This window comes from Intrasporangium sp. (assembly GCF_051961875.1).
Lineage (GTDB): Bacteria > Actinomycetota > Actinomycetes > Actinomycetales > Dermatophilaceae > Intrasporangium_A.
In genome coordinates this window covers 15,574-39,096 of the sequence record NZ_JBQCCV010000280.1, presented here as the reverse complement: position 1 = coordinate 39,096, position 23,523 = coordinate 15,574, and the positions used below count along the sequence as shown (strand labels likewise).

Here is a 23,523-nt window from a genome sequence, read left to right as displayed (position 1 = left end):
CTTGTGCTGGAAGCGCGCTCAGCGTCATACAGTCGAATTGGTATGCCGCTGGGCGAAGCCCGGCGTGAGTGCCCTCGGCGCAGCCGGGCCGGCCACGGCGGCGAGGCCGATATGAGCGGAGGCGGTCGGGGTAGATTGTGGGTGTCCGACTCGATGGCAACCCGTCGGAGGTGCCAGGTGCGCCCACCCTGCGTCACGCTCGCGGGCCGTCGCTGCGCCATCAAGCGTCGCCCGGCCGCCGCTGCCGTGGGCCGGGGAGGTTGAGGTGGCCCTCGAGCGGATCGATCGGTTCCAGCGCCGGCATCCGGCGGCCAGCTACCCACTGGCGGTGCTCTACAAGTACTTCGACGACTTCGGCCCCTACCTGGCGGCGCTCATCGCGTACTACGCATTTGTGTCGCTCTTCCCGCTGCTGCTGCTGCTCGCCACCGTGCTGGGCTTCCTGCTGGCCGGCGACCCCGCGCTCCAGCAGCGGGTGCTGCACTCGGCGCTGGCCCAGTTCCCGGTCGTCGGGGACCAGCTCGGCGAGCCGAAGCGGCTCGGCGGCGGCACGACCGGCCTCGTCGTCGGCATCCTCGGCTCGCTCTATGGCGGTCTCGGCGTGGCCCAAGCCGCCCAGTACGCGATGAACACGGCGTGGCGGGTCCCGCGCAACAGCCGACCGAACCCGTTCAAGGCCCGCGGCCGCAGCCTCGTCCTGCTCGGCACCGGCGGTCTCGCGGTGATCGGCACGACGGCCCTGTCGACCGTGGGCACCCCTGGCGCGGGGTCATTCGAAGCCGCCGTCAGGGTCGTGACGCTGGCGGCGGCGGTGCTCCTGAACGTCGTCCTGTTCGTCTTCGTCTTCCGCTTCGCCACCACCCGGCCGCTGTCCGTCCGCGACGTGCTCCCGGGCGCTATCGCCGCGGCCATCGCATGGCAGCTGCTGCAGTCGTTCGGCGTCATCTACGTCGCCCATGTCGTCAAGGACGCGAGCGCGACCAATGGTGTGTTCGCGGTCGTCCTCGGCATGCTCGCCTTCCTCTATCTCACCGCGACCATGCTGGTGCTCTGCGTGGAGATCAACGTCGTGCGCACGGACCGGCTGCATCCGCGAGCACTCCTCACGCCGTTCACCGACAACGTGCGGCTGACGCAGGCGGACCGCCGGGCCTACACGGAGCAGGCGCAGGCCGAGCGGAGCAAGGGATTCGAGGAGGTCCGCGTGACGTTCGACTCCCATGGGGCCGAGCCCGATCCGGCCGGCACAGACGCGCCTGCGGCAGCTCCGAGCCGCAGGGAGGAGTGAACCGAGCGCCCGGGCCCTGACCTGACGACGTGTTCGGCGCCCGCCCGCGGGTACACGCCCGGCAGGTCGTTTCGCACCGAGAGGGGGCAGCCGTTCACCCACACGTCGTGATCGTGCCCGGGCTCGGGCTCACCCGCTACGTGCGGCGCCTCCGCGAGGAAGTCCGACGGCGTGGCTCGGTGGCCACCGTCCTCGACGTGCCGGGATACGGTTCCGCGAGCTCTCGGCGCACCGCCCCTGAGATCGGGGCGATCGCCGATGCTGTGGCCGCCTGGGTGCGGCAGCGGGCGGCGGACCATCGGCGACCGCTCGTCCTCGTGGGGCATTCGACGGGCGCCCAGGCGGCCCTCCGAGCGGCTCTCCAGATCCAGCAGTGGCGTGACGACGCGTCCGTGGTGCTGGCCGGGCCGACGTTCGCACCGGGTCAACGGACACTCGCCGGACTACTCCTGCGCGCCCCCGTGGCCTACCGGCACGACCCACCCTGGGAGCTCGACCCCCTCCAGCTGCTGCGAGCCGGGCCCCGGGACCTGCTGGCCCTCATCCGGTCAGGCCAACGCGACCGTCCCGAGCTGCGCGTCCGAGAGCTGCGCCTGCCGCTCACGCTCACCGCGGGCATCCACGACGCACTGGCCCCGCGCGGCTGGCTGGAGCTGCTGCGCAGCAACGCCATCGCTTCCCGGCGGGCCCACGTGGTGGTGCTCGGCGGCTCGCACAACAACCCGTGGACCCACCCGGCGCAGCTTGCCTCCGTGGTCCGCTCAGCGGACCTGACGCTCCGATGAGTCGCCCGGTTGCTGACCGACGCGCCGCTCGGGCGCGCTGGCTGCCACTGGTCATCATCGTCCTCGCCCAGCTCCAGATGGCCATCAACATCAGCGCTCTGCCCGTGTCGCTCGGGCCGATCTCGGCCGACTTGCACGCGCCGGCAACCGCCGCCGCGACGGCCCTGCTCCTCTACTCGCTGTTCGTCGCCGCGTTCGTCATGGTGGGCGCGAAGCTCGGCAAGCTCCTCGGCGAGCGCCGCGTGCTCCAGGCAAGCATCGTCGTCCACGGCGCAGCGATGGGCCTGATGGCGACGAGCACGAACACGAGCACGATGAACACGGCCCAGGTGATCGCGGGCCTGGCCGCCGCCGCGGCTGTGCCGACCCTGGTGGTCCTGATCGCTGCGAACTACCACGGCCGGCAGCAGGAGACGGCCCTGGGGGTCCTGGCCGGCATCCCCGCGGTCGCCAGCGCGGTCACCTTCCTCGTCGCCGGCTTCCTCGCCACGGCGCTGAGCTGGCGCTACTCGTTCGGGCTGCTGGTGATCCTCGCAGTCGTCGTCCTGGTCCTGAGCTATCGCCTGACGCCGATCCCCCGTCAGCCCAGCATCAAGATCGACCTCGTCGGGGTCATGCTCTCGGCTGCCGCGATCGCGCTGATCCTCTTCGGCTTCAGCAATCTCCAGACGTGGGGGCCCCTGCTCGCAGAGGAACAGGCCCCGTTCTCGCTCCTGCGCTTGTCACCGGCGCCGATCCTCATCCTGGCCGGGGTCGTGCTCGGTCAGGCGTTCTTCGCCTGGTCGCACCGGCGTGTCGCGGCCGACAAGCAGCCGCTGCTCGCGATGGAGGTGCTGGAGAGCAGGGAGGAGAAGAGCGCGGTCATCGCGTTCCTGGTCGCGGGAAGCCTTGGTCTCGCGGTGGGCTTCCTCATCCCGCTCAATGTCCAGATCGTCCAGGACCGCAGCCCGCTCTTCTCGGCGGTGGCCATCCTCCCGTACGCGGTCGCCATCGCGGTGGCGAGCGTGCTGTCGGTGCGGCTCTACGACCGTGTCTCGCCCCGCCGGCTTGGCATCGGCTCGTTCGTCCTGATCGCCATCGGTCTGGCGGTGGTCGCCTTCACTCTGGGCGGCCGGTGGAGCGCGGTCCTGGTGATCCTGGGCCTGCTCCTCGTCGGGATCGGCGTGGGCACCATGCTCACCCTGCTGTTCAACGTGCTCGTGTCCGCCTCTCCCAAGCGACTCGCCGGCGACGTGGGCGCATTGCGCGGGGTGGCGAACAACGTCTCCAACGCCTTGGGCGCGGCGTTGGTCAGCGTCGTGGCCGTGGGACTGCTGGGGATGTTCCTCGCGTCGGGCTTCAGCCGGTCCGGGCTGCCGCCCCACGTCCGGGTCGGGGGCCCTTCCGCGCAGGTCGATTTCCTGACCGACACCGAGCTGAGGAGCGCCGTCCGCGCCACCTCGGCGACGCCTGCGCAGGTGGAACAGGCGGTCGCGATCAACGCCGACGCCCGGCTCCGGGCGTTGCGCGCGTCGTTCCTGATCGTGGGCGGCATCTCGTTGCTGGCGATCTTCCCGGCCATGAGACTGCCGAAGTACGCGCCGGGCGAGCTGTCCGCAGACGAGATCGTGGGCGAGACCGCGTGATGTCGGGGGGCGCGCGGCTCGGCTCCGACGCTCACTGAGGGGACCGCGCGCTGATCGGGAGGGGACCCTGTCACCTCGAACGGGGTCGGGCAGGATGGCGGGGTGAGCGCATCCGGGATCCTCGTGGCCGGCACGTCGTCGGACGCCGGCAAGTCGGTCGTCGTCGCCGGGCTGTGTCGGGCGCTTGCGCGACGCGGGCTGCGGGTCGCGCCGTTCAAGGCGCAGAACATGTCGAACAACTCGATGGTCTGCGCGGACGGTGGCGAGATCGGGCGGGCGCAGTACCTGCAGGCACAGGCCGGCCGGGTCGATGCCACCACGGCGATGAACCCGGTTCTGCTCAAGCCGGGCAGTGACCGCCGAGCGTTCGTCGTCGTGCGGGGCCGTCCCGCCGGGATGCTCGAGGCGGGCCAGTATGCCGCTGGGCGGGCTCATCTCGCGGAGGCCGCCTTCGCGGCGTACGAGGAGCTGGCCGCGGCGTACGACCTGGTGGTCTGCGAGGGGGCCGGGTCGCCGGCCGAGATCAACTTGCGCCAGGGGGACTATGTCAACCTCGGCCTGGCGCGCCGCTTCGACCTGCCGGTGCTCGTCGTGGGCGACATCGACCGCGGCGGCGTCCTCGCCTCGCTCTACGGCACGTGGGCGCTGCTGGCCGATGAGGACCGGGCACTGCTGAAGGCCTTTGTCATCAACAAGTTCCGCGGTGATGTCGCGGTGCTCGAGCCGGGGCTCGAGGAGATCGCCCGACGGACAGGGGTGCCGTTCCTCGGCGTCATCCCGTGGCTGCTCGACGTGTGGCTCGACAGCGAGGACACTCTCGCCGTCGGACAGTGGCGCGCCGAGGCCGCAGGCGGCAGTGTCGCCGGTGATCGCCTCAAGGTGGCCGTGGTGCGGCTGCCGCGGATCTCCAACGCGACGGATGTCGATGCCCTCGCCGCCGAGCCGGGCGTCGACGTGCTGGTCACCATCGACCCGGATGTGGTCGAGGCAGCGGATCTGGTGGTCCTGCCCGGGTCTCGTTCCACGACAACCGATCTCGCCTGGCTGCGCGAGCAGGGCGTGGCCGCGGCGGTCCTACGCCGCGCGGCGGCAGGTCGACCGGTCCTCGGCATCTGTGGCGGCTACCAGATGCTCGGCCACGCGATCGAGGACGACGTCGAGGGCCGGGTCGGAGTGGTGCCGGGCCTCGGGCTGCTCCCCACCCGCGTCACGTTCGGTGCCGACAAGATCCTGGGCCGGCCGACCGGCTGGTGGCGTGGGCACCGCGTGGAGGGGTACGAGATCCATCACGGCCGGGCCCACCTGCTCGAGAGTGCAGTCCCGACGGTCGAGAATGTCCCCGGCGCACAGAGCCCGTTCCTCGACGGCTTCCAGGTCGGCACCGTCTGGGGCACGATGTGGCACGGTACCTTCGAGAACGACGGGTTCCGGCGCGCCTGGCTGACCCAGGTGGCCGAGGCGGTCGGGTCTCGATGGCGGCCCGAGCCCGACGCGCCGGGCTTCGGCACCCGCCGAGAGCTCATGATCGACACCCTCGCCGACGCCCTCGAGCGGCACGTCGACCTGGGCACGCTCCTCGCGATGACCCGGGCCGGATCCCTGGAGCCCACCTCCCGATCGGAAGCAGCTGAGTCACGACCCGTGACAGGCCGAGGGTCAGCGGTCGTGATCGGTCCCTGACAGGGCGGGCACGGGAATCCCTTCCCCAGCACCGGGCGGAACCATCAAAGCACCACGGGACCCAGTCGTGATGATCAGCAGACCGAGCAGCACGAGCCCCGCCCCGACGAGGACGCGGGCGGTGAGCTGCTCACCCCAGAAGGTGATCCCGAAGACGGCCGCCCAGACCGGCTCGAGCACCATGAGCACCGCGACGTGCGCGGCACTGATGTGGGCCTGAGCCCAGGTCTGCACGAGCATCGTCAGGCCGCCGACGACGATCGCCAGATAGAGGAAGCGGGCCCAGTCGCCGCCCCCGGTGGGCAGGCTCATGCCACGAGGCGCCGCCACCGCCAGGAAGCACACGCCCATGGTCAGCAGCTGGACGACGGTGAGGGCATAGGCCGTGCCCGGGCTGGTCCACCGTCCGAGCGCGATGATGTGAGCGGCATACAGCAGGGCGGCGAGGAGGGTGAGCAGCTCCCCGCCCCCGAGCTCGAAGCCTCTCAATGACAGGGCCGCCACGCCAGCCGCGGCGAGCAGGCTCGCCAGCACGGTCCTGCCCCTCGGCCACGATCTCGACAGGACCGTGAAGAGCAGGGGCGTGAAGACGACGTACATCGACACGATGAACGCCGAGACCGTGGCGGCCGTGTGCTGCAGCCCGACGAACTGGAGGAACTGGCCGACGAAGTAGAGGCAGCCGAGCGCGACTCCGTAGATGACGACGCGGCGGTCTGCCCGGAGCACGACGCGTGGACGGACGGCGCCGACGACGAGCCCGGCGAGCAGGAAGCGCAGCGCCAGGTAGTCGGTGACCGGGAGGCGCGTCAGCAGGTCCTTGCTGATGGCGAAGCCCGAGCCCCACACTGCGGTGACGGCGACGAGCGCCGCTACGGCGAGCGGCGCCGCCCCACGCGGGCCCCGCTCACGCATCACAGCTCACAGCTGGATCGCCTTCGTCTCCAGGAACTCCTCGATCCCCCAGCGTCCGAGCTCGCGGCCGTTGCCAGAGCGGCGGTAGCCGCCGAACGGCGCCACCGGGTTGAACGCGCCCCCGTTGACGTCGACCTGCCCCGTTCTCATCCGGCGCGCGAAGGCCACCGCACCCGCACGGTCGGGGCCCCAGACGGCCCCGGCCAGGCCGTAGTGCGTGCCGTTGGCCATGGCGAGCGCCTCGTCGTCGGTGTCGTAGGCCTCGAGGACGAGCACGGGCCCGAAGACCTCCTCCCGCACGATCTCGGCGTCCGGCGCGGCCCCGGCCAGCACGGTGGGGCGCACGTAGTGCCCGACGGGCAGTCCCGCCGGGCGGTCCGCCCCGCCGGTGACGAGCGTGGCGCCAGCGGCGAGCGCTCGCTCGATGAACCCGATGACCGTATGCCGCTGAGCCGCCGAGGCGACCGGGCCGATCTCCGTCTCGGGCCGGGTCGGGTCCCCGAGGGCCAGCCCCTGCGCTCGCTCCCTGGCGATTGCGACGGCACGGTCGAGGTCCGACCGGTGGACGAGCAGGCGCGACCAGGCGGTGCACGTCTGCCCGGAGTTGAGCATGCACGCGTCCACCGTGGCGCGGACGGCGGAGTCGAGGTCCGCACCCTCGAGGACGACACTGGCCGACTTGCCGCCCAGCTCGAGGCCGACCCGCTTGACGGTCTCGGACGCAACGGCCGAGACCCGCGATCCGACGCGGGTCGAGCCGGTGAACGAGACCATGTCGACGAGGGGGTGGGCGGCAAGCGCCTCACCGACGACGCGGCCGCGACCGGGGACGAGGTTGAACACGCCTGGGGGAAGCCCTGCCTCGACGACCGCGTCGGCGAGCAGGTAGGCCGACAGCGGCGTCAGCTCGGCCGGCTTGAGCACGACCGTCGCGCCGGCGACGAGCGCCCCACCGACCTTGGCGAGGACCTGGTAGAAGGGGTAGTTCCACGGGGTGATGCAGGCCGCCACCCCGATGCCCTCGCGGACGACGAGCGAGTTGCCGACGTGCTCCTCCCACGCCAGCTCCCTTGCGGCGTCGAGGTATCCGCGCAACACGGCGAGCCCGGTGTCGACGTGGGCCTCGCGCGCGACCGAGAGCGGAGCGCCGACCTCGGCGATGGTGGTCTGCACGAGCAGGTCGTAACGGGACTCCAGGGCGGAAGCGAGTCCCTCGAGGATGGCCACCCGGGCGGTCGGCGCGAGCGCCGACCACCCCGGGAAGGCTGCCCCGGCGGCATGGATGGCAGCGTCGGCCTCGGCGACGCCACAGTCAGCGGCGTGGCCGATGACCGTCTCGGTGGCCGGGTTCTCGACCTCGGTCACCGTCCGGCCCCCCGGGCGCACCCACTGCCCCCCGACGAGGGCGGCATCCCGGTCCCACTCGGGGCGCACGGCCCCGGCGTCGCGCGAAGAGGCACCGGCCACCACGGTGCTCACGCCGTCACACCGACCCGCTTGGCAAGAGCCTCCGAGTTGCGCGCCGCCAGGTCGAGCGCCGCCTCGCGCAGGGTCCGGCCAGAGTCGTTCGCGTCGGCCGTCACGGTGTCGACGAGCCGGCGCATGACGGCGCGGATCTTGGCGTAGGACGACTCGGCGTTGGGCTCGATGTCCTGGAAGACGATCCACCACCACCACGCATTGGTCATGACATTGGCGAGGAAGTCCGGCACGACCGGGATCCCCCGCTCGCGGAGGGCGGCCTCGGCGGCGGGAAGGGTGGGCATGTTCGCCCCTTCGATGACGACCCGCGCGTTGATCCGGGGCACGTCGTCCTCGTCGATGACGTAGGACATCGCGGCGGGCACGAGCAGGTCGCAGGGCACCGTGAGCCACTCGTCGCGGTCCCCGACCGTGTCGACCTCGCGCAGGGCAGCGCGGTCGATGACGCCGAGGCCGTCCCGCGCCGCGAGCAGCGCCTCGATGTCCAGCCCCTCGTCGTTGCGGATCAGACCGGCGCGGTCCGCGACCGCGACGACCCGCACGCCTGCCTCGGCGAGATAGCGGGCCGCGGCACCGCCGATCGAGCCGAAGCCCTGGACGACCGCCGTGGCCTCCGCGGGCCGCTTCCCGAGTCGCTCCGCGGCAGCGAGGCAGGCTTGGGCGACGCCGTAACCGCCGACGAGGTCACCGAGGCTGATCCCGCCGACCATCGTCGCGAAGGCCTCCGCCAGCGCCGCCCGGGACGCGGCCGCGTCGGGGACCGTGGCGAAGACCGCCTCGACCGTCGAGGGCAGGCCGAGCTCGGCGGCGACCTTCTCGATCGTCTCCTGGCGCAGACCGAAGTCCTCGCCGGTGTTCCACTGCTCGCGGACCACCGGCAGGACCGCGGCGAGGAACCGCCGCAACACGTTCGTCGCCTCGGGGTCTGCCGGGTCGATGTCGATCCCGCCCTTGCCACCGCCGAGCGGGACGTAGTGGTCGGCGGGGTCGTAGACGATGGCCTCCTTGCGGGTCATCCCCCTCGCGAGCCCGCGCACCTCTTCGAGGGAGCAGCCCTCACGGAGCCGGAGCCCGCCACTGGCGAGACCGCGCACGAGGGTGTCGATGACGACATAGCCGTTGCGGCCGGTGACGGGGTCGGTCCAGGTGATCTCGAGGAGGGCGGGGGCGGTCATGGACGGGCTCCTTCGGCAATGGCTGATGCAGGGTCGTGATGGATGACGTGGATGACGGTTGCCGTCTCGGCGGCCAGCGCCTCACGTACCGCCTCGGCGAGGTCTGTGGGAGAGGTGACGGTGACCCCGAGGCACCCGACGGCCCGGCCGAGCGCGGCGAAGTCGGGTGACGGGAACGTCACGGCACGCACCGGGTCGTCCCGGTCGATCATCTCGTTGCGGATCTCGCCGTAGCCGGAGTTGTCGACGATGACGACGGGCAGCGGCTGTCCGAGGGCGGCCGCCGTGGCGAGCTCGGCGACGGTGAACATGACGCCCCCGTCACCGAGCAGCGCGATGACCGGGCGCTCGGGGTGGGCGATCTTGGCCCCGATCGCCGCGGGCAGGCCGTAGCCGAGGGTTCCGAACCCCACGGGGTAGAGGAACGAGGACGGCTGGTGGACGGGCAGGTTCGCGATCGCGCCGTAGTAGCAGACCATCGCGCTGTCGGCCGCGACGATGGCGTCGCGCGGCAGCCCGTCCGCGAGGGCACCGACGAGCTCGAGCCACTCCGCACCCTCTGCCTGCGCATCAGCGGCCTTGCGCGCGCGCCACGCCGCCGCCGCCTCGGCCGCGTCGCGGTCCACCGGGCCCGCGCTCGAGGCAGGTGCGTCAGGGCTCGAGCCGAGCGGCATACGGTCCGGCGTGACAGCGGCAAGCACGCTGTCGAGGGTGCGCGCCGCGTCACCGACAAGGGCGATCTCGGGCACGACGTTGGTGACGACGCCGACCGGGTCGATGTCGACTCGCACGAGCGGGCAGCGGAGCGGCAGCGGCCCGTTCCACAGGTCGGAGGGCGCGAGCTCGGTGCCGATGGCCACGACGACGTCCGCCTGGGCGACGAGGTCGGCGACGGCCGGGAGGTGGATCCCCGCGCCGAGCGCCAGCGGGTGGTCCTCGGGCAGGACGCCCTTGCCGTTGGTCGTCGTGACGACAGGAGCGCCGAGCCGCTCGGCCAGTGCACGCACCTGCGGCGCGGCCGCGCGGGCGCCACCTCCGACGAGGAGGACCGGCCGGGTCGCCCCAGCGAGCAGCTGCTCCGCCGCCGAGACGGCCTCCGCCGGGGCGGCCGGCGGTGCCACGGCGCCTCCCCTGGCGAGGGCGACCTCGCCTTCCTCGGCGAGGACGTCGAGGGGGATCTCGAGGTGGACGGGGCGCGGCCGTCCCGAGGTCATGATGGCGAACGCCTGCGCCACTGCGACGGGGATCTCCGCCACAGACGTCGCCCGGATGCTTGCCGCGGCGACGGCGGCGAGGGCGGCGCCCTGGTCCTTCGTCTCGTGCAGGATGCCGTTGCCGAGCGCCGGGTGGCGCACGGGCAGCCCCGGCGAGACGACGAGGATGGGGACCGAGTCGGAGTAGGCCTGCCCGACCGCGGCGGCGGCGTTGAGGACCGCCGGCCCGCTCGTGACGATCGCCACGCCGGGCTTGCCCGAGCTGCGGGCATAGCCGTCGGCCGCGTAGCCGGCGCCCTGCTCATGCCGCGGGCTCACGTGCCGGACGCCGTGGTCGCCCAGGTGGCGGTAGATCTCGAGGTTGTGCGTGCCGGGGATGCCGAAGGCGACCTCGACCCCGTGCGCGGCGAGCGCGGCGACGACCGCCTGGCCCCCCGTCATGCGGGCGTGGCCGGGCCCGGTCTGCGACTTCGCGCTCACGCCGACCATGGAACCGCTCATGACCGCTCACCTGCAGAGCTGTCCGCGTAGACGACCTTGCCGAGCCATTGCCCGCCGTCGACCGACAGGACGTCGCCCGTGATGTAGCCGGCCCGGCGCGGGTCGAGCAGGAACGCCGCCGTCTCAGCGACTTCCTCGGGTGTGGTGAAGCGGGCCGCGGGCACGCTCTGCAGCACCCGGGTGCGGTCCTCGTCGGTCGGCCAGAGCGCCGCGCCTGCCCCCTCGGTCTCCGTGGGGCCGGGCGAGATGCAGTTGATCCGGACTCCGCGGGAGCCCCACTCCGAGGCGAGGGTGCGGGTCATCGCGAGGACGCCACCCTTCGCGGCCGCACTGTGGACCGTGCCGGGGTGGCCGGTCCACGCGTAGCTGGCGATGACGTTGAGGATGGACCCGTGACCGGCGGCGAGCATGTGTCGCCCGGCGGCCCTCGTGCCGTAGAAGGTCCCGTTGAGGACGATGTCGACGACGGCCTTCCAGCCGTTCGGCGAGAGGTCCTCGGCGGGGCAGACGAAGTTGCCCGCCGCGTTGTTGACCAGGGCATCGATGCCGCCGAACTGCGCGACGACCCCATCCACGGCCTCGGTCACGGCCGCGGCGTCACGGACGTCGCACGTGACGACGTCGGCCTTGACGCCGAACTCCTCGGCGAGCCGGGCGGTCTCGTGGAGCGGTTCGGCACGGCGTCCGAGGACGACGACGTTGCCGCCGCCCGCGGCATAGCGGACCGCGATGGCTCGGCCGATGCCGGACCCACCTCCCGTGACCAGCGCGGTCCGGCCCGCGAACTCCTGCAGCGGTGACTTCTCGATCATCGTGTGGCTTCCTTGGCTCGGTTCATCTCTGGATCACTGGGTTCCGCCGCTTCGCTCGCGACGACGACCAGCGCGTCGACGGCGACGGCGCCGGTCGGGCCGACGCGGAGCGGGTTGACCTCGCACTCGACCACGTCCGGCTGCTCGGCGACGAGCCGCGACACCGCCGCGACGACCGCGGCCGCGGAGTCGAGGTCGACGGCAGGGCGTCCGCGGAAGCCGGTGAGCAGCGGCAGCGCGCGCAGCGACTCGACCATCTTGTGCGCTTCATCGGGGGTGACCGGGGCGAGGGCGAGCGCGACGTCGCGGTACAGCTCGGCATGGATGCCGCCGAGACCCACGACGACGACCGGCCCGAACGAGCTGTCCCGCCGAGCGCCGACGATCAGCTCGACGGTGCCCTCGCGGGTGTCCATCTGCTCGAGGACGTACTCGCCGGGGCCGATGCGGCCGGACATGTCGACGTAGGCGTCCCGGGCCTGCTCTGGAGAGGTGATCCCGACGGCGACCCCACCCACCTCCGTCTTGTGCTCGAGGTGGCCCGCCTTGAGCACCAAGGGACTTCCCAGCGCACCCGCCGCTTCGAAGGCGCTGTCGGCCGTATCGATCGCACGGGCATCGGGATACGAGACGCCGTATGCGGCGAGCGTGGCTCGCGCGTCGAGTTACCCCACCGGTTCGCCGACGTCGGCGCCGCCGGGGACGACCGCACCGACCTGCCGTCCGTCCCGGTCGGCCAGCAGGGTTGCGAGCGCAATCGACCGGGCGGCAGCGTCGATGGTGTGCAGGGTCGGCACGGCCTGGGCCCGCATGTGCCGGACGGCGTCCGAGTCGTGGCTCATGCTGTGGACGATGACCGGCCGTCCATGCGCCCGCACGGAGTCGGCGAGGCTGGCGACGACGGCCAGCTCCCGGTCGACGAGGGCCGGGGTGTCGGACCCGTAACAGCCGAAGTAGCCCGAGAGGACGACCGTGTCGACCTCCCCACTGCCGAGGATCGTGTCGACGACCCTGGAGTAGGTGTCGAGGTCCTGCTCCCCCGCGCCTGCCAGGTCGACGGGGTTGCCGACGCCGGCGCCCGTGGGCAGCAACGCCCCGAGCCGTCCCGTCGTGTCCGCGGAGAGCCGCGGGACCAGCAGCCCGTGCCGAGCCATGGTGTCGGCCGCGAGCGCCCCCTGGCCACCGCTGTCGCTCACGATGGCGACGCGACGTCCTTGCGGCAGAGGGCTGCCGAGCAGGAGGTGGGCTAGGTCGATGGCTTGTGCGGGCGTCTCGACGAGGACCGCGCCGGCCGCGGCGCAGGCCGCCGCGACGACGTCGGTGGAGGCCGTCATGGCCCCGGTGTGGGACCGCGCGGCATCCCGGCTCGCGTCGCTGGCACCGACGGTGAGCACGATGACCGGCTTGCCCGCCTCGCGCAGGCGCGCCAGGACCGAGACGAGGTCCCGTCCGGCGGCGAAGCTCTCGAGATAGACCACCACGACCTGGGTGGTGTCGTGGTGGACGAGGTCGTCGAGCAGGTCGGGTGCCGCGACGTCGACCTGGTTCCCGACGGACACGAACCGCGAGATGCCCAGGCCGGCGTGCGCGGCAAGACCGGCGAGCTCGAGGCCGAGCTGGCCGGACTGGGACACGATGGCCACCTGACCGGGGGCGAAGCTGCCCCAGACGAGGTCGAGATCGGTCGCCGCGTCGTAGATGCCGAGGCAGTTCGGTCCGACGATCCGCGCCCCCGCCGCCCGGATGCGGGCGGCAAGCTCGCGCTCGAGACCGGGCCGGCCGTTTGCCACGTCGATGTGCGCGGTGATGCCGAGGAAGCCCTTGCACCCCATGCCGAGCGCCTCGTCGATGACGGCCGGAACCGTCGTCGCGGGGGCGCAGAGCACGACGAGCTCGGGGGCGTGGTCGAGCTCACGCAGGCTGCGCACCGACGCCGTTCCGTCGATCACGGCGCCCTTGGCGTTGACGAGGTGGACGTCCCGCCGGTGTGCCCCGCGCAGTGCGCCCCGCGCGACCCAGTAGCCCCACTTCGCGGGGTCGGCGGAGGCGCCGACGACCGCGACGGACCGTGGGTCGGAGAAGACGCGCAGGTCGGTCGTCATCGGCCGACGCCGGGCTTGCCGACCGAGCGGGAGATGATGAGGCGCTGGATGTCGGAGGTGCCCTCCTCGATCTCCTCGAGCTTGGCATCGCGCAGCCACTTCTCCGGGAAGTACTCGCGTGAGTAGCCCCATCCGCCGTGGGTCATGAGCGCGGCGTCGCAGACCCACGTCGTGTTCTCCGAAGCCGTCAGCTTCGCGACCGCCGAGATCTCCGGCGTGCTCTTGCCCGCGTCGAAGAGCCGCGCCGCGCGCATCGTCACGAGGTGGGACACGTCGGTCCGGGCGGCCATGTCCGCGATCCGGAACGCGACGGCCTGGTGCTCGATGATCGGCTTGCCGAACTGGGTCCGTTCCTGGGCGTAGGTGATGGTCGCGTCCAACGCCGCCCGCGACAGGCCGGTCGCACCCGCGCCGATGAGGATGCGTGAGGCATCGAAGGTGCCCATCAGGCCGTAGAAGCCCTGCCCCTCCTCCCCGAGACGGTTCTCGACCGGCACCCGAACCTCCTCGAGGAAGACCTCGGCATTGAGCGTCCCCCGCTGTCCGTACTTCTTCATCGGGGCGCCGACGGTGACGCCCTCCCGGTCGCGCTCGACGAGGAAGGCCGTGACACCCCGCGAGCGCAGCGTCGGGTCGATCGTCGCGAAGACGACGAAGTACTTCGACAGCGGCGCGTTCGAGATCCACGTCTTCTGGCCGCTCAGCACATAGGAGTCCCCGTCGCGGACTGCGCGGGTCTGCAGGCTGGCGGAGTCGGAGCCGACCCCCGGCTCGGTCACGGCAACGCTCGTCACCGGGGGCACCCCATCCGTGAGCATGGAGATCCAGCGCTTCTTCTGATCCTCCGAGCCGAGGTGCAGGACCGGTTCGGCGAAGAACGCACTTGAGGTGAGGAAGTTGGCGATACCGATGTCGCCGTAGCACAGCTCCTCCTGCACGAGGCACTGCGTCACGAGATCGGTGACGCCACCGCCGCCGTACTCGGCCGGCAGCATGTAGGACGTCAGGCCGATCTCCGCGGCCTTCTCCCAGAGGTCGAGCGGCGCCTCCGTGTCTGCCTCGTCGACGGCGCGAGAACGGGGGCGGATCTCCTTCTCGGCGAAGTCGCGAGCGAGGGCGACGAACTCGCGTTGCTCCTCGGTCAGGTCGATGCCATCGGTGACGGGGCGGGACATGTCAAGCTCCTTGGCTCATTCTTGATTGATTAGTCAGTTATGTTTGAGTTCAGCGTGCGGCAGGCCCGCACGGGCTGTCAAGCACCCCCGCCCCCGGGATGAGGTGCAGACGAGGTGCTGGGTCAGGAGACTGCCTGCCGCTCGGACGGCACCGAGATCGAGTCGATGAGGCGCTCGCACACGGCACGCATCCGCGCCCCGGTCATATGGCGCGAACCGACGAGCGCCTGGATCGAGAGCCCGTCGATCGTGCTGACCACGATGTTGGCGAGGAGCACGGGGTCGCCGTCGACGATGACGCCCTCGGCCTGCCCGTCCCGGATGATCTGGGCGATCATCGACCGCCACTGGCCGTAGACCTGATCGTTGAGCTTGCGAAGGTCGGGGTCATGCAGGGCCTCGACCCACGTCTCGGCCCAGACGCGCCAGGCCGCACTCGTCTCGTCGTCCCGAGGCAGGTAGGAGTTGACGAACGCGCGCAGGCGCTCGCGGGGGTTCGCGGGCCGGGTCAGGATCGACTCCCTCCGGGCCAGCGACTTGGCGAAGTTCCACTCGAACGCGGCATGCGTCAGGTCACGCTTGGTCTCGAAGTAGTAGTGCACCGACCCAGTGCTGATCTGGGCGCGCTTCGCGACGTCTGTGACGCGAAGAGCGTTGATCCCCTTGTCGCTGATCACCTCGCAGGTCGCACGCAGGATCTGTTCCCGACGCTCCGCTTCTACACTCGGTCGTGCCATCTTCCCCTCACCTCACATGGCTCGCTCTGCTGAGGCTCTCAGGCGGCTCCCAGCCGGTCCACGACATGATCCTTCCAGTCTGGGCGCGTCGAGGCGGCTCATCCCCACTCCCCCGACTCGGAATCACGGCGGATGAGGACGCTGAGGCAGGTGACGCAACCCTCGAGCTTCTCGAACTCGCTGATGTCGACGACCCGGGTGCTGAAGCCGAGGTCCCTGAGGTCCTGCGCGGTCTCCGGCGCTGACGCGCTGATCAGCACCTCGCCGCCGGCGAGGGGCACGACGTGACACCCGGCCTCCTCACGGATCGGCCGGCCCGCGGGGAAGACTCCCGGCTCGAGGAGCTCGGCAGCCGCGAGGAACGTCCCGTCCGGCAACGCGGTGACGGCTGACTTGAGGTGGAGCACGTCGACCAGGCGGACGGGGACGACGACGCGTCCGAGCGGCTCGACAGCGGCGCGCAGCTGGCGAATCCCCTCACCGTTGGTCCGGCCGCCGCGTCCGACGTACACGGTGCGGCCGACCTGGAGGACGTCGCCGCCGTCCAGGGTGCCCGGCTCGGCGATCCGCACGATCTCGAGGCCGAGGTCAGCGAGCGCCTTCTCCGTTCCGGCCGTCTCGCCGCGCCTGCTGTCGGCCCCGGGCCGGGTGATCACGGCGGTGTCCCCGACGACGACGACCGTGTCCTCGACGAACACCGAGTCCGGGTGCTCGGGGGCGGGCTCGACGTACCTCACCTGCCAGCCGGCGTCCTCCAGTGCCTGGCAGTAGGCGGCATGCTGGGCGAGGGCCAGGTCGACATCGACCGGAACACGGTCGATGTGGGTGACGATCCCCTCGGCGAGCCGGGTCGAGGGGCGGCGCACGAGGGCGATGTTCTGCACGGTCATCTCAGAGCCTCCCAGCGGTGACGACGCGGCTGAGGAACTGGCGGGTGCGCTCCTCCTGCGGTTCCTCGAAGATCTGCGCGGCCGTGCCTCGCTCGAGGATCCGGCCCTGATGCAGGAAGCACACCTGGGACGCCACATCCTTCGCGAAACCCATCTCGTGGGTGGCGAGCAGCATCGTGAGGCCGTCCTCCGCGAGCTCGCGCACGATGCCCAGGACATCCCCGACGAGCTCGGGGTCGAGGGCGGCGGTGATCTCGTCGAGGAGGAGCACCTGGGGGTTCGAGGCGAGCGCACGGACGATGGCGACGCGCTGTTGCTGCCCACCGGACAAGGCATCCGGGAAGGCATGCGACTTGTCCCGCATCCCGACCCGGCCGAGCAGCTCCAATGCCTGCGCCTCGGCCTCCTCCTTGCTCTTGCCCCCGATGCGGGTCGGCGCCAAGGTGATGTTGCGCAGCACCGACATGTGCGGGAAGAGGTTGTAGGACTGGAAGACCATGCCGACGTTCCGCCGGAGACGGTTGACGTCGACGCCGGGACCGCTCACGACGTCGCCGTCGACGCGGATCTCTCCGGACGTGATGGTCTCGAGGGCATTGATGCAACGCAGCAGCGTCGACTTGCCCGAGCCGGATGCCCCGATGAGGCAGACGACCTCGTGCTTGGCGACATCGAGGCTGACGCCCTTGAGGACCTCGTTGTGCCCGTAGGACATGTGGACGTCGCGCACTTCCAAGAACGTCATGACGATCCTCCAGCCCGGCGGGCCTGCTCGCGGGCGATCAGCCGGTCCACGAACCGGGTCTGCGGAATGGTGATGATGACGAAGAGCGCGGCGACGACGATGACCGGCGACAGGTTGAACACGTTGGAGGAGACGAAGCGCGACTGCATGAACGCGTCGGTGACGCCCATGACGCCGATGAGCGCCGTGTCCTTCTGCAGGCCGATGAAGTCGTTCAGCAGCGGCGGCACCATGCGCCGGACCGCCTGCGGGATGATGACCGTGCGCAGGGTCATCCCGTAGCTGAGCCCGAGAGACCTCGACGCCGCCCACTGGCTCGGGTGGATGGACTCGATGCCTGCCCGGTAGACCTCGGCGACGTAGCCGGAGTACGTCAGCATGAGCGCCAGGATCGCCAGCCAGATCGGTGACAGGTCGCGGACCACGGGCACCTTGGCCAGGGACAGGCCGAAGCCGACCAGGTAGATCACGATGATGCTCGGAATGGCCCGGAAGACGTCGACATAGAGGGTGGCCAGCCATCGGAGCGGCCGCCCCGATCTGCCGGGGAGGAGCCGCATGACGGCCAGGAGGAGACCGAACAGCAGCACGCCGATCTCGGCACCGACGGAGACCCGGATGTTGACCCAGAACGCCTTCGTGACGTCGGCCCAGGACTGCTCGATGAACGACCACCGCAGGAACGTGTGCGCGATGGCGCCGTTGTTGGCGGTGACAAACCAGACCAGTGCCGCGGCGATGACGACGGCCAACGCATAGCCCATGGCCACGGTCGAGTGCTCGTGGCCGGCCGCCGCCTCTCGGCGGGCGCCCGGCAGGTCCCCCGCGGCCAAGCGGTCACGACGGCTGCGCGCCTTCACGAGCCCGGTCACGGCAGGCACCACCGGAATGAAGGCGCCGAGGGCGAGCACCACCAGGATCGCCGTCACGATGAGGCCGGGGCTGCCCAGCATGGCGTACAGGGACAGCAGCGCCACCGCGAGGCACACTCCGCCGACGACAGAGACGGCCAGTCCGGTCACGCCGATGGGGATGATCTTGGGCGGAGGCGTCGGCGGCAGGCTGGCTGGCGGGTCTGCCGTCTGGCTCGTGGTCGTGGTCGACATGCTCATCCCTACTTCATGCTCCAGACCGGCACCGCGTTCGGGTCGCCGCCGAGCTCCGGGCCAAGCCACTTGGCCGACAGCTTGTCGAGGGTGCCGTCCTTGCGCATGGCCTCGATCGCGTCGTTGATCGCCGCGGCGTTGGCCGAGTCCTTCTCGTAGATCGCGGCGTAGTGCTGACCGGTCTCGTACTGGCCCACCACCTTGAGCGAGCCGCCGGAGTTCTTCGCGAAGCCGAGCATGATGGCGGTGTCCTGCACGGCCACGTCGGCGAGCCCGCTGGTGACCGCGGTGACCATCGAGGTCGTGTCCTGGAACAGGTGCGGCGCGCCCGAGGGCTTGAGTTCCTTCTCGGCCCAGTCGACCGACGTCGTGCCGACCTGCACCCCGATCTTCTTCGAGCGGATGTTGTCGGCCGTGACGTCCGAGTCGGCCGGGGCGAGGACACCGAGGTTCGAGTCGAAGTACGGCGCGGAGAAGGTGACGACCTTCTCACGCTCGGGGGTGACCGAGATCTGCGCCATGGCCATGTCGTAGCCCTTGGTCTGGCCTGCGACGAGCGCGTCGAAGGAGACGTTCTGGACGTTGACCTTGGGCAGCCCCGCCCGGTGGGCGATGTTGGCGGCCAGGCAGTACTCGTACCCGCCGGTGATGTCGGTCGGGGAGGTGCCCTTCCACCAGCCGGGGGACGGCAGGTTCGTCTGGACGGTGAGCTCTCCGGCGGTGGCCGGCTTCAGCTTGACGGAGCCCTTGGCCCCGAAGACCTCGCACTCGCCGTAGGAGCCGTTGGCCCCAGCCGCGCCGTTCTCGTCACTGGCACCTGCGGATCCGGACGAGCACGAGGCGACGAGCGCCATGCCAGCGACCGCCACCGCAGCGACGACTGCCTGCTTCATCTTGAGCACGACTACCTCCAAAGTTGACTAAGCCGTCAGTTATTAATGGGGTTTATCGTGAGGCCCGTCACACCGGCTGTCAAGGGGGTGTCCGAGCCGGGCGCCGTTGTCGCCCAGGGATGCCGGCATCGCGGGACACGCCGCACAACATATGGGGTCCGCGCCATCATGAATCGCTAGGGGTAGTGTCTGTCCTGCAGCTGGTTCGGCGTATCAAGCCAGAAACGTCGTCGTAAGAGGGAACCCGGTGTGAGTCCGGGACTGCCCCGCAGCGGTGAGTGGGAACGACCGTCGTCAACAGCACTGGGCCGGGTGGCCTGGGAAGCGACGACCAGTAGAAGGCAGACCGTCCGAGCGACTCGGGCGGTGTGCAAGCCCGCGAGTCCGAAGACCTGCCAGCGCACCGCGTGAGACCTCACGCGGTGGTCCGACCGGCCCCGAGGGAGGGCCCGTGGACAACGGCTGAGCCGCCTGTTCATACCCGAGCAGGGCGGCGCATCAGGCGTCGTTCTCGCATCTCCCCGGCCGGCGGACCGTTCACCCCCGCTGCGAGGAGACAGCCGTGAACACGCCACTGCAGGACACCATCGATCCCGTCGCCCCCCGGGCCCAGCCCGAGCGACCCCAGCGATCCGCGCGATCCGACGCCGGGCCAGCACCGGTCGCGACGCCCCCCGCTGCTCCGCGGGTGTCGGTGACCAAGCGCGACGGCACTCGGGAGCCGTTCGACGCCGACCGGATCAACCGCGCCGTCGAGCGGGCCACCGAGGGCCTGGAGAATGCCGTCGGCCTCACCGTTCAGATCGCCTCGGAGCTGGCCATCACGCTCTTCGACGGCATCACGACGGAGCAGCTCGACCAGGCAGCGATCCAGGTCGCTGTCCAGAACGTCAAGGACGACCCGGCCTTCGACCGCGTCGCGGCTCGACTGCTGCTCAAGACGATCTACAAGCGGGTCCTCGGCGGCTACCAGACCGCCCGCGAGCTCACGCTGCTGCACCAGGCCCGCTTTCCCGGCTACGTGCGAGAGGCGGTCGAGGTCGGCCTGCTCGATCCGCGCCTGGCGAGCACGTTCGACCTCGAGCGCCTTGCCGACGAGCTCGACCCCAGGCACGACGAGCTGCTGACCTACATCGGCGTCGTCACGATGCGGAACCGGTACCTGCTCACCGGGCCGGGCGGAGCGGACGTCGAGGTGCCCCAGTACTTCTGGATGCGGGTCGCCATGGGGCTGTCCCTCAACGAGGTCGATCCCACGGCGTCGGCCGTCCGCTTCTACCGTGCCATGGCGCTGCTGGAGTACCTGCCGGCGGGGTCGACGCTCGTCAACGCGGGCACGCCCAAGCCGCAGCTGTCCAACTGCTTCGTGATGCAGATGGAGGACGACATCGAGCACATCGCAAAGAGCGTGCGCGACGTCATGTGGATCACCAAGGGCACCGGCGGCATCGGCCTGTCGGTGACCAAGCTGCGGGCAGAGGGCTCCCCGATCCGCAGCAACAACACGACCTCCACCGGGCCGATCCCGTTCATGCACACCATCGACTCGACGCTGCGCGCCGTGTCGCGGGGTGGCAAGAAGTTCGGCGCGCTGTGCTTCTACATGGAGAACTGGCACCTGGACTTCCCGCAGTTCCTCGACCTGCGCCAGCAGGCCGGTGACCCGTACCGCCGCACCCGAACCGCGAACACGGCGGTGTGGATCTCCGACGAGTTCATGCGCCGCGTCGAGCGCGACGAGACGTGGTACCTGTTCGACCCCCTCGAGACGCCGGACCTCGTCGAGCTCACCGGCGCCGCGTTCAGCCGGCGCTATGCCGAGTACGTGCAGTTGGCCGAGCAGGGCCGGCTCCGGGCGTTCCGGACCGTCCGCGCCCGCGAGCAGTTCACAGCGATCCTCGTTGCGCTCCAGACGGCCTCGCACCCGTGGCTGACGTGGAAGGACACGATCAACCTCCGCGCCCTGAACGACAACACGGGCACGATCCACCTGTCGAACCTGTGCACCGAGATCACGCTGCCGCAGGACCGCGACAACACCGCGGTGTGCAACTTGGCCTCGGTGAACCTGTCGCGTCACCTGCGTGCCGATGCGGCACCGGTGGTCGGCGAGCCGCTCGACCTCGACACCGTGATCGACGTGCCGCGTCTGCAGGCCACCGTGCGCACGGCGGTGCGGCAGCTGGACAATCTCGTCGACATCACCACCTCGTCGGTGCCTGAGTCTGAGCGGTCGAACAACGACAACCGCGCCGTGGGGCTGGGCATGATGGGCTTCACGGACGTCATCGAGCGCCTGGGCCTCACCTACGGCAGCGAGGCCTCCCTCGAGCTCATCGACCAGGTCACCGAGCTCATCAGCTGGACCGCCATCGACGAGAGCGCGGAGCTCGCGCGGACCCGTGGCAGCTACCCCAGCTTCCCGGGCTCCGGCTGGTCGGACGGGCGCGTCCCGATCGACACGATCGAGCGCCTCGAGGCCGACCGTGGGCTCGGCGTCGAGGTGGATCGCGGTAGCCGTCTCGACTGGGATTCCCTGCGAGAGAAGGTCGCCGGCGGGATGCGCAATGCGACGCTCATGGCGATAGCCCCGACCGCGTCCATCGGCCTGGTGGCCGGCACGACCCCCGGCCTGGACCCACAGTTCTCCCAGCTGTTCAGCCGGACGACGAGCTCGGGCAAGTTCCTCGAGGTCAACCGCAACCTCGTCACGGGTCTCAAGGAGCACGGCCTGTGGGAGCACGTGCGCGAGGACCTGCTGCGCTGCCAGGGCGACGTCCAAGGCCTCGAGGCCATCCCGAGCGATCTGCGCGAGGTCTATCGCACCTCCTTCCAGCTGTCGCCGTACGCATTCCTCCACGTCGCCGCGCGCGCCCAGAAGTGGGTGGACCAGGCGATCAGCCGCAACATGTACCTCGAGACCCGAGACGTGGGCGAGATGGCCCGCATCTACATGGCCGCCTGGCGCATGGGCGTCAAGACCACGTACTACCTGCACGTGAAGCCACGGCATACGGCCGAGCAGTCGACGGTCCGCGTCAACAAGGCCGCCACGAGCGGACGTACGTCCGGAGGCTTCGGGTTCGCCCGACCCGCCGCGGGAGCCGCCGCACCGATCCCGACGCCGCCGGCCGCCCAGGCTGCGCTCCCTGCTGCGCCAGCGGCATCGAGCTCCATCGCCGAGGTCACGTATGCCGTGGACGAGATCGACGCGCTGGACGGGCTGGTGTGCCCCACCGACCCGCAGGAGCGCCTCCAGTGCGACGCGTGCCAGTGACCGACCGCCACCTGACGACCCATCGCCCCACCACCCAGGAGCCCCAGCCATGACCGCGATCCACGACGTCACGACCTCAGCACCTCACCCCCCGGCCCTCGCCACCGGCGCCCGACCGATCCTCGGGACCGGGATCAGCGAAGGCCTGCTGCTCAAGCCGATTCGCTACACGTGGGCGTACGAGCTGTACGAGCAGGCCGTCGCGAACACGTGGTTCCCGCACGAGGTCCAGCTCGGCGAGGACCTCGCGGACTTCGCCCGGATGACCGACGAGGAGAAGCACGCGGTCACCTTCCTGATGAGCTACTTCAACCCCAACGAGCTGCTCGTCAACAAGGCCCTCGCGTTCGGCGTCTACCCGTACGTCAACGCGCCCGAGGCCCACCTGTACCTGGCGAAGCAGATGTGGGAGGAGGCCAACCACTGCGTCGCGTTCGAGTACGTGCTGGAGACCTTCCCGATCGACCGGGACCGCGCCTATGCGGCCCACGTCGACACCCCCTCGATGGCGGCCAAGGAGGCCTTCGAGGTGCGCTATATCACCCGGATGACAGAGCAGACGCTCGATATCGACACGGTCGAGGGCAAGCGCGACTTCGTGCGCAACCTGGTCGCCTACAACGTCATCCTCGAAGGCATCTGGTTCTACAGCGGGTTCATGGTCGCCCTCAGCTTCCGGCAGCGGAACCTGCTGCGGAACTTCGGCTCGCTCATCGACTGGGTCGTGCGTGACGAGAGCCTGCACCTGAAGTTCGGCATCAACCTGATCCTCACGGTGCTCGAGGAGAACCCCGAGCTGCAGACCCAGGAGTTCGCCCACGAGATCCGCCAGATGGTCCTCGACGCCGTGGAGATGGAGGAGCGCTACAACCGCGACCTTCTCCCGCACGGCATCCTCGGCCTCAACGCCGACTACATCAATGCGTACGTTCGCTACCTCGCCGACCGGCGCCTCGAGGAGCTCGGCTTCCCCGCCCACTACGGCACCAGCAACCCCGCGAAGTGGATGGCCGCCGCCAACGACACTCTCGAGCTGGTGAACTTCTTCGAAGCCACCAACACCAGCTACGAGGTGGCCGCCCGGACCTCGTAGGCGGGCGGCCGTCATCCGGTGCCCCTCA

General features: G+C 70.6%; 18 protein-coding genes, 1 pseudogene and 1 riboswitch. Of the genes and pseudogenes, 6 read left to right on the top strand and 13 right to left on the bottom strand.

Features of this window, described 5'->3' with window-relative positions:
- Positions 1–265 precede the first annotated feature (265 nt).
- From ACTHJJ_RS17505 to ACTHJJ_RS17490, 4 genes are all read left to right on the top strand, one after another.
- Positions 266–1,288 (top strand): YihY/virulence factor BrkB family protein, encoded by a 1,023-nt coding sequence (locus ACTHJJ_RS17505; protein ID WP_440304224.1) that lies wholly within the window; start codon positions 266–268, stop codon positions 1,286–1,288.
- A 107-nt stretch (positions 1,289–1,395) separates the two neighbouring features.
- The gene (locus ACTHJJ_RS17500; RefSeq protein ID WP_440304223.1) at positions 1,396–2,073 is read left to right on the top strand and encodes an alpha/beta fold hydrolase; all 678 of its coding nucleotides are present in this window, start codon (positions 1,396–1,398) and stop codon (positions 2,071–2,073) included.
- The gene (locus ACTHJJ_RS17495; RefSeq protein ID WP_440304222.1) at positions 2,070–3,698 is read left to right on the top strand and encodes an MFS transporter; all 1,629 of its coding nucleotides are present in this window, start codon (positions 2,070–2,072) and stop codon (positions 3,696–3,698) included. Before ACTHJJ_RS17500 ends, ACTHJJ_RS17495 begins: the two co-directional genes overlap by 4 nt.
- Positions 3,699–3,800: 102 nt before the next feature.
- Positions 3,801–5,378 (top strand): cobyric acid synthase, encoded by a 1,578-nt coding sequence (locus tag ACTHJJ_RS17490; RefSeq protein ID WP_440304221.1) that lies wholly within the window; start codon positions 3,801–3,803, stop codon positions 5,376–5,378.
- Here ACTHJJ_RS17490 and ACTHJJ_RS17485 read toward each other — a convergent pair.
- From ACTHJJ_RS17485 to ACTHJJ_RS17425, 13 genes and pseudogenes are all read right to left on the bottom strand, one after another.
- Positions 5,355–6,293 (bottom strand): DMT family transporter, encoded by a 939-nt coding sequence (locus ACTHJJ_RS17485; RefSeq protein ID WP_440304220.1) that lies wholly within the window; start codon positions 6,291–6,293, stop codon positions 5,355–5,357. The two genes, ACTHJJ_RS17490 and ACTHJJ_RS17485, sit on opposite strands and share 24 nt — an antisense overlap.
- Before the next feature lie 6 nt (positions 6,294–6,299).
- Complete coding sequence (locus ACTHJJ_RS17480) at positions 6,300–7,772, bottom strand: aldehyde dehydrogenase family protein (RefSeq protein ID WP_440304219.1); 1,473 nt, start codon at positions 7,770–7,772, stop codon at positions 6,300–6,302.
- Complete coding sequence (locus tag ACTHJJ_RS17475; RefSeq protein ID WP_440304218.1) at positions 7,769–8,950, bottom strand: Glu/Leu/Phe/Val dehydrogenase dimerization domain-containing protein; 1,182 nt, start codon at positions 8,948–8,950, stop codon at positions 7,769–7,771. Before ACTHJJ_RS17475 ends, ACTHJJ_RS17480 begins: the two co-directional genes overlap by 4 nt.
- The gene (locus ACTHJJ_RS17470) at positions 8,947–10,665 is read right to left on the bottom strand and encodes a 5-guanidino-2-oxopentanoate decarboxylase (protein ID WP_440304217.1); all 1,719 of its coding nucleotides are present in this window, start codon (positions 10,663–10,665) and stop codon (positions 8,947–8,949) included. The genes ACTHJJ_RS17475 and ACTHJJ_RS17470 overlap by 4 nt, the downstream gene beginning before the upstream one ends.
- Positions 10,662–11,477, bottom strand: coding sequence for an SDR family oxidoreductase (locus ACTHJJ_RS17465; RefSeq protein WP_440304216.1), 816 nt, complete (start codon positions 11,475–11,477; stop codon positions 10,662–10,664). The genes ACTHJJ_RS17470 and ACTHJJ_RS17465 overlap by 4 nt, the downstream gene beginning before the upstream one ends.
- A pseudogene (locus tag ACTHJJ_RS17460) lies at positions 11,474–12,127 on the bottom strand (acetate--CoA ligase family protein); the annotation flags it as partial. The gene ACTHJJ_RS17465 and the pseudogene ACTHJJ_RS17460, both read right to left, overlap by 4 nt.
- 15 nt (positions 12,128–12,142) lie before the next feature.
- A complete protein-coding gene (locus ACTHJJ_RS17455) occupies positions 12,143–13,579 on the bottom strand; it encodes a CoA-binding protein (protein ID WP_440304215.1) in 1,437 nt (478 codons plus the stop codon).
- Positions 13,576–14,754 carry an acyl-CoA dehydrogenase family protein gene (locus ACTHJJ_RS17450; protein WP_440304214.1) on the bottom strand — a complete coding sequence of 393 codons (1,179 nt, stop codon included), beginning with the start codon at positions 14,752–14,754 and terminating at the stop codon, positions 13,576–13,578. Before ACTHJJ_RS17450 ends, ACTHJJ_RS17455 begins: the two co-directional genes overlap by 4 nt.
- A gap of 122 nt (positions 14,755–14,876) precedes the next feature.
- Positions 14,877–15,491, bottom strand: a complete 615-nt coding sequence (locus ACTHJJ_RS17445; RefSeq protein ID WP_440304213.1) for a TetR/AcrR family transcriptional regulator — start codon at positions 15,489–15,491, stop codon at positions 14,877–14,879.
- Positions 15,492–15,589: 98 nt separating this feature from the next.
- On the bottom strand, positions 15,590–16,381 hold the full coding sequence (gene ddaH, locus ACTHJJ_RS17440; RefSeq protein ID WP_440304212.1) for a dimethylargininase: 792 nt from the start codon (positions 16,379–16,381) through the stop codon (positions 15,590–15,592).
- Between the two features lies 1 nt (position 16,382).
- The gene (locus ACTHJJ_RS17435) at positions 16,383–17,126 is read right to left on the bottom strand and encodes an amino acid ABC transporter ATP-binding protein (RefSeq protein ID WP_440304211.1); all 744 of its coding nucleotides are present in this window, start codon (positions 17,124–17,126) and stop codon (positions 16,383–16,385) included.
- The gene (locus tag ACTHJJ_RS17430; protein WP_440304210.1) at positions 17,123–18,232 is read right to left on the bottom strand and encodes an amino acid ABC transporter permease; all 1,110 of its coding nucleotides are present in this window, start codon (positions 18,230–18,232) and stop codon (positions 17,123–17,125) included. The genes ACTHJJ_RS17435 and ACTHJJ_RS17430 overlap by 4 nt, the downstream gene beginning before the upstream one ends.
- A gap of 8 nt (positions 18,233–18,240) precedes the next feature.
- The gene (locus tag ACTHJJ_RS17425) at positions 18,241–19,125 is read right to left on the bottom strand and encodes an ABC transporter substrate-binding protein (RefSeq protein ID WP_440304226.1); all 885 of its coding nucleotides are present in this window, start codon (positions 19,123–19,125) and stop codon (positions 18,241–18,243) included.
- A 184-nt stretch (positions 19,126–19,309) separates the two neighbouring features.
- Positions 19,310–19,539, top strand: a riboswitch (cobalamin riboswitch).
- A 274-nt stretch (positions 19,540–19,813) separates the two neighbouring features.
- Here ACTHJJ_RS17425 and ACTHJJ_RS17420 point away from each other — a divergent pair.
- Together ACTHJJ_RS17420 and ACTHJJ_RS17415 are read left to right on the top strand one after the other, a co-directional pair.
- Entirely contained in the window at positions 19,814–22,402 is a 2,589-nt protein-coding gene (locus tag ACTHJJ_RS17420) for a ribonucleoside-diphosphate reductase subunit alpha (protein WP_440304225.1), read from the top strand.
- Between the two features lie 49 nt (positions 22,403–22,451).
- On the top strand, positions 22,452–23,495 hold the full coding sequence (locus ACTHJJ_RS17415; protein ID WP_440304209.1) for a ribonucleotide-diphosphate reductase subunit beta: 1,044 nt from the start codon (positions 22,452–22,454) through the stop codon (positions 23,493–23,495).
- Positions 23,496–23,523: the final 28 nt, after the last annotated feature.

Bases quoted from the DNA above. Each gene is read 5' to 3' on its own strand.
- ACTHJJ_RS17495 (WP_440304222.1), top strand. From the start codon at position 2,070: ATGAGTCGCCCGGTTGCTGACCGACGCGCCGCTCGGGCGCGCTGGCTG.
- ACTHJJ_RS17485 (WP_440304220.1), bottom strand. From the start codon at position 6,293: ATGCGTGAGCGGGGCCCGCGTGGGGCGGCGCCGCTCGCCGTAGCGGCG.
- ACTHJJ_RS17475 (WP_440304218.1), bottom strand. From the start codon at position 8,950: ATGACCGCCCCCGCCCTCCTCGAGATCACCTGGACCGACCCCGTCACC.
- ACTHJJ_RS17470 (WP_440304217.1), bottom strand. From the start codon at position 10,665: ATGAGCGGTTCCATGGTCGGCGTGAGCGCGAAGTCGCAGACCGGGCCC.
- ACTHJJ_RS17465 (WP_440304216.1), bottom strand. From the start codon at position 11,477: ATGATCGAGAAGTCACCGCTGCAGGAGTTCGCGGGCCGGACCGCGCTG.
- ACTHJJ_RS17455 (WP_440304215.1), bottom strand. From the start codon at position 13,579: ATGACGACCGACCTGCGCGTCTTCTCCGACCCACGGTCCGTCGCGGTC.
- ACTHJJ_RS17450 (WP_440304214.1), bottom strand. From the start codon at position 14,754: ATGTCCCGCCCCGTCACCGATGGCATCGACCTGACCGAGGAGCAACGC.
- ACTHJJ_RS17445 (WP_440304213.1), bottom strand. From the start codon at position 15,491: ATGGCACGACCGAGTGTAGAAGCGGAGCGTCGGGAACAGATCCTGCGT.
- ddaH (WP_440304212.1), bottom strand. From the start codon at position 16,381: ATGACCGTGCAGAACATCGCCCTCGTGCGCCGCCCCTCGACCCGGCTC.
- ACTHJJ_RS17435 (WP_440304211.1), bottom strand. From the start codon at position 17,126: ATGACGTTCTTGGAAGTGCGCGACGTCCACATGTCCTACGGGCACAAC.
- ACTHJJ_RS17430 (WP_440304210.1), bottom strand. From the start codon at position 18,232: ATGTCGACCACGACCACGAGCCAGACGGCAGACCCGCCAGCCAGCCTG.
- ACTHJJ_RS17425 (WP_440304226.1), bottom strand. From the start codon at position 19,125: ATGAAGCAGGCAGTCGTCGCTGCGGTGGCGGTCGCTGGCATGGCGCTC.
- ACTHJJ_RS17415 (WP_440304209.1), top strand. From the start codon at position 22,452: ATGACCGCGATCCACGACGTCACGACCTCAGCACCTCACCCCCCGGCC.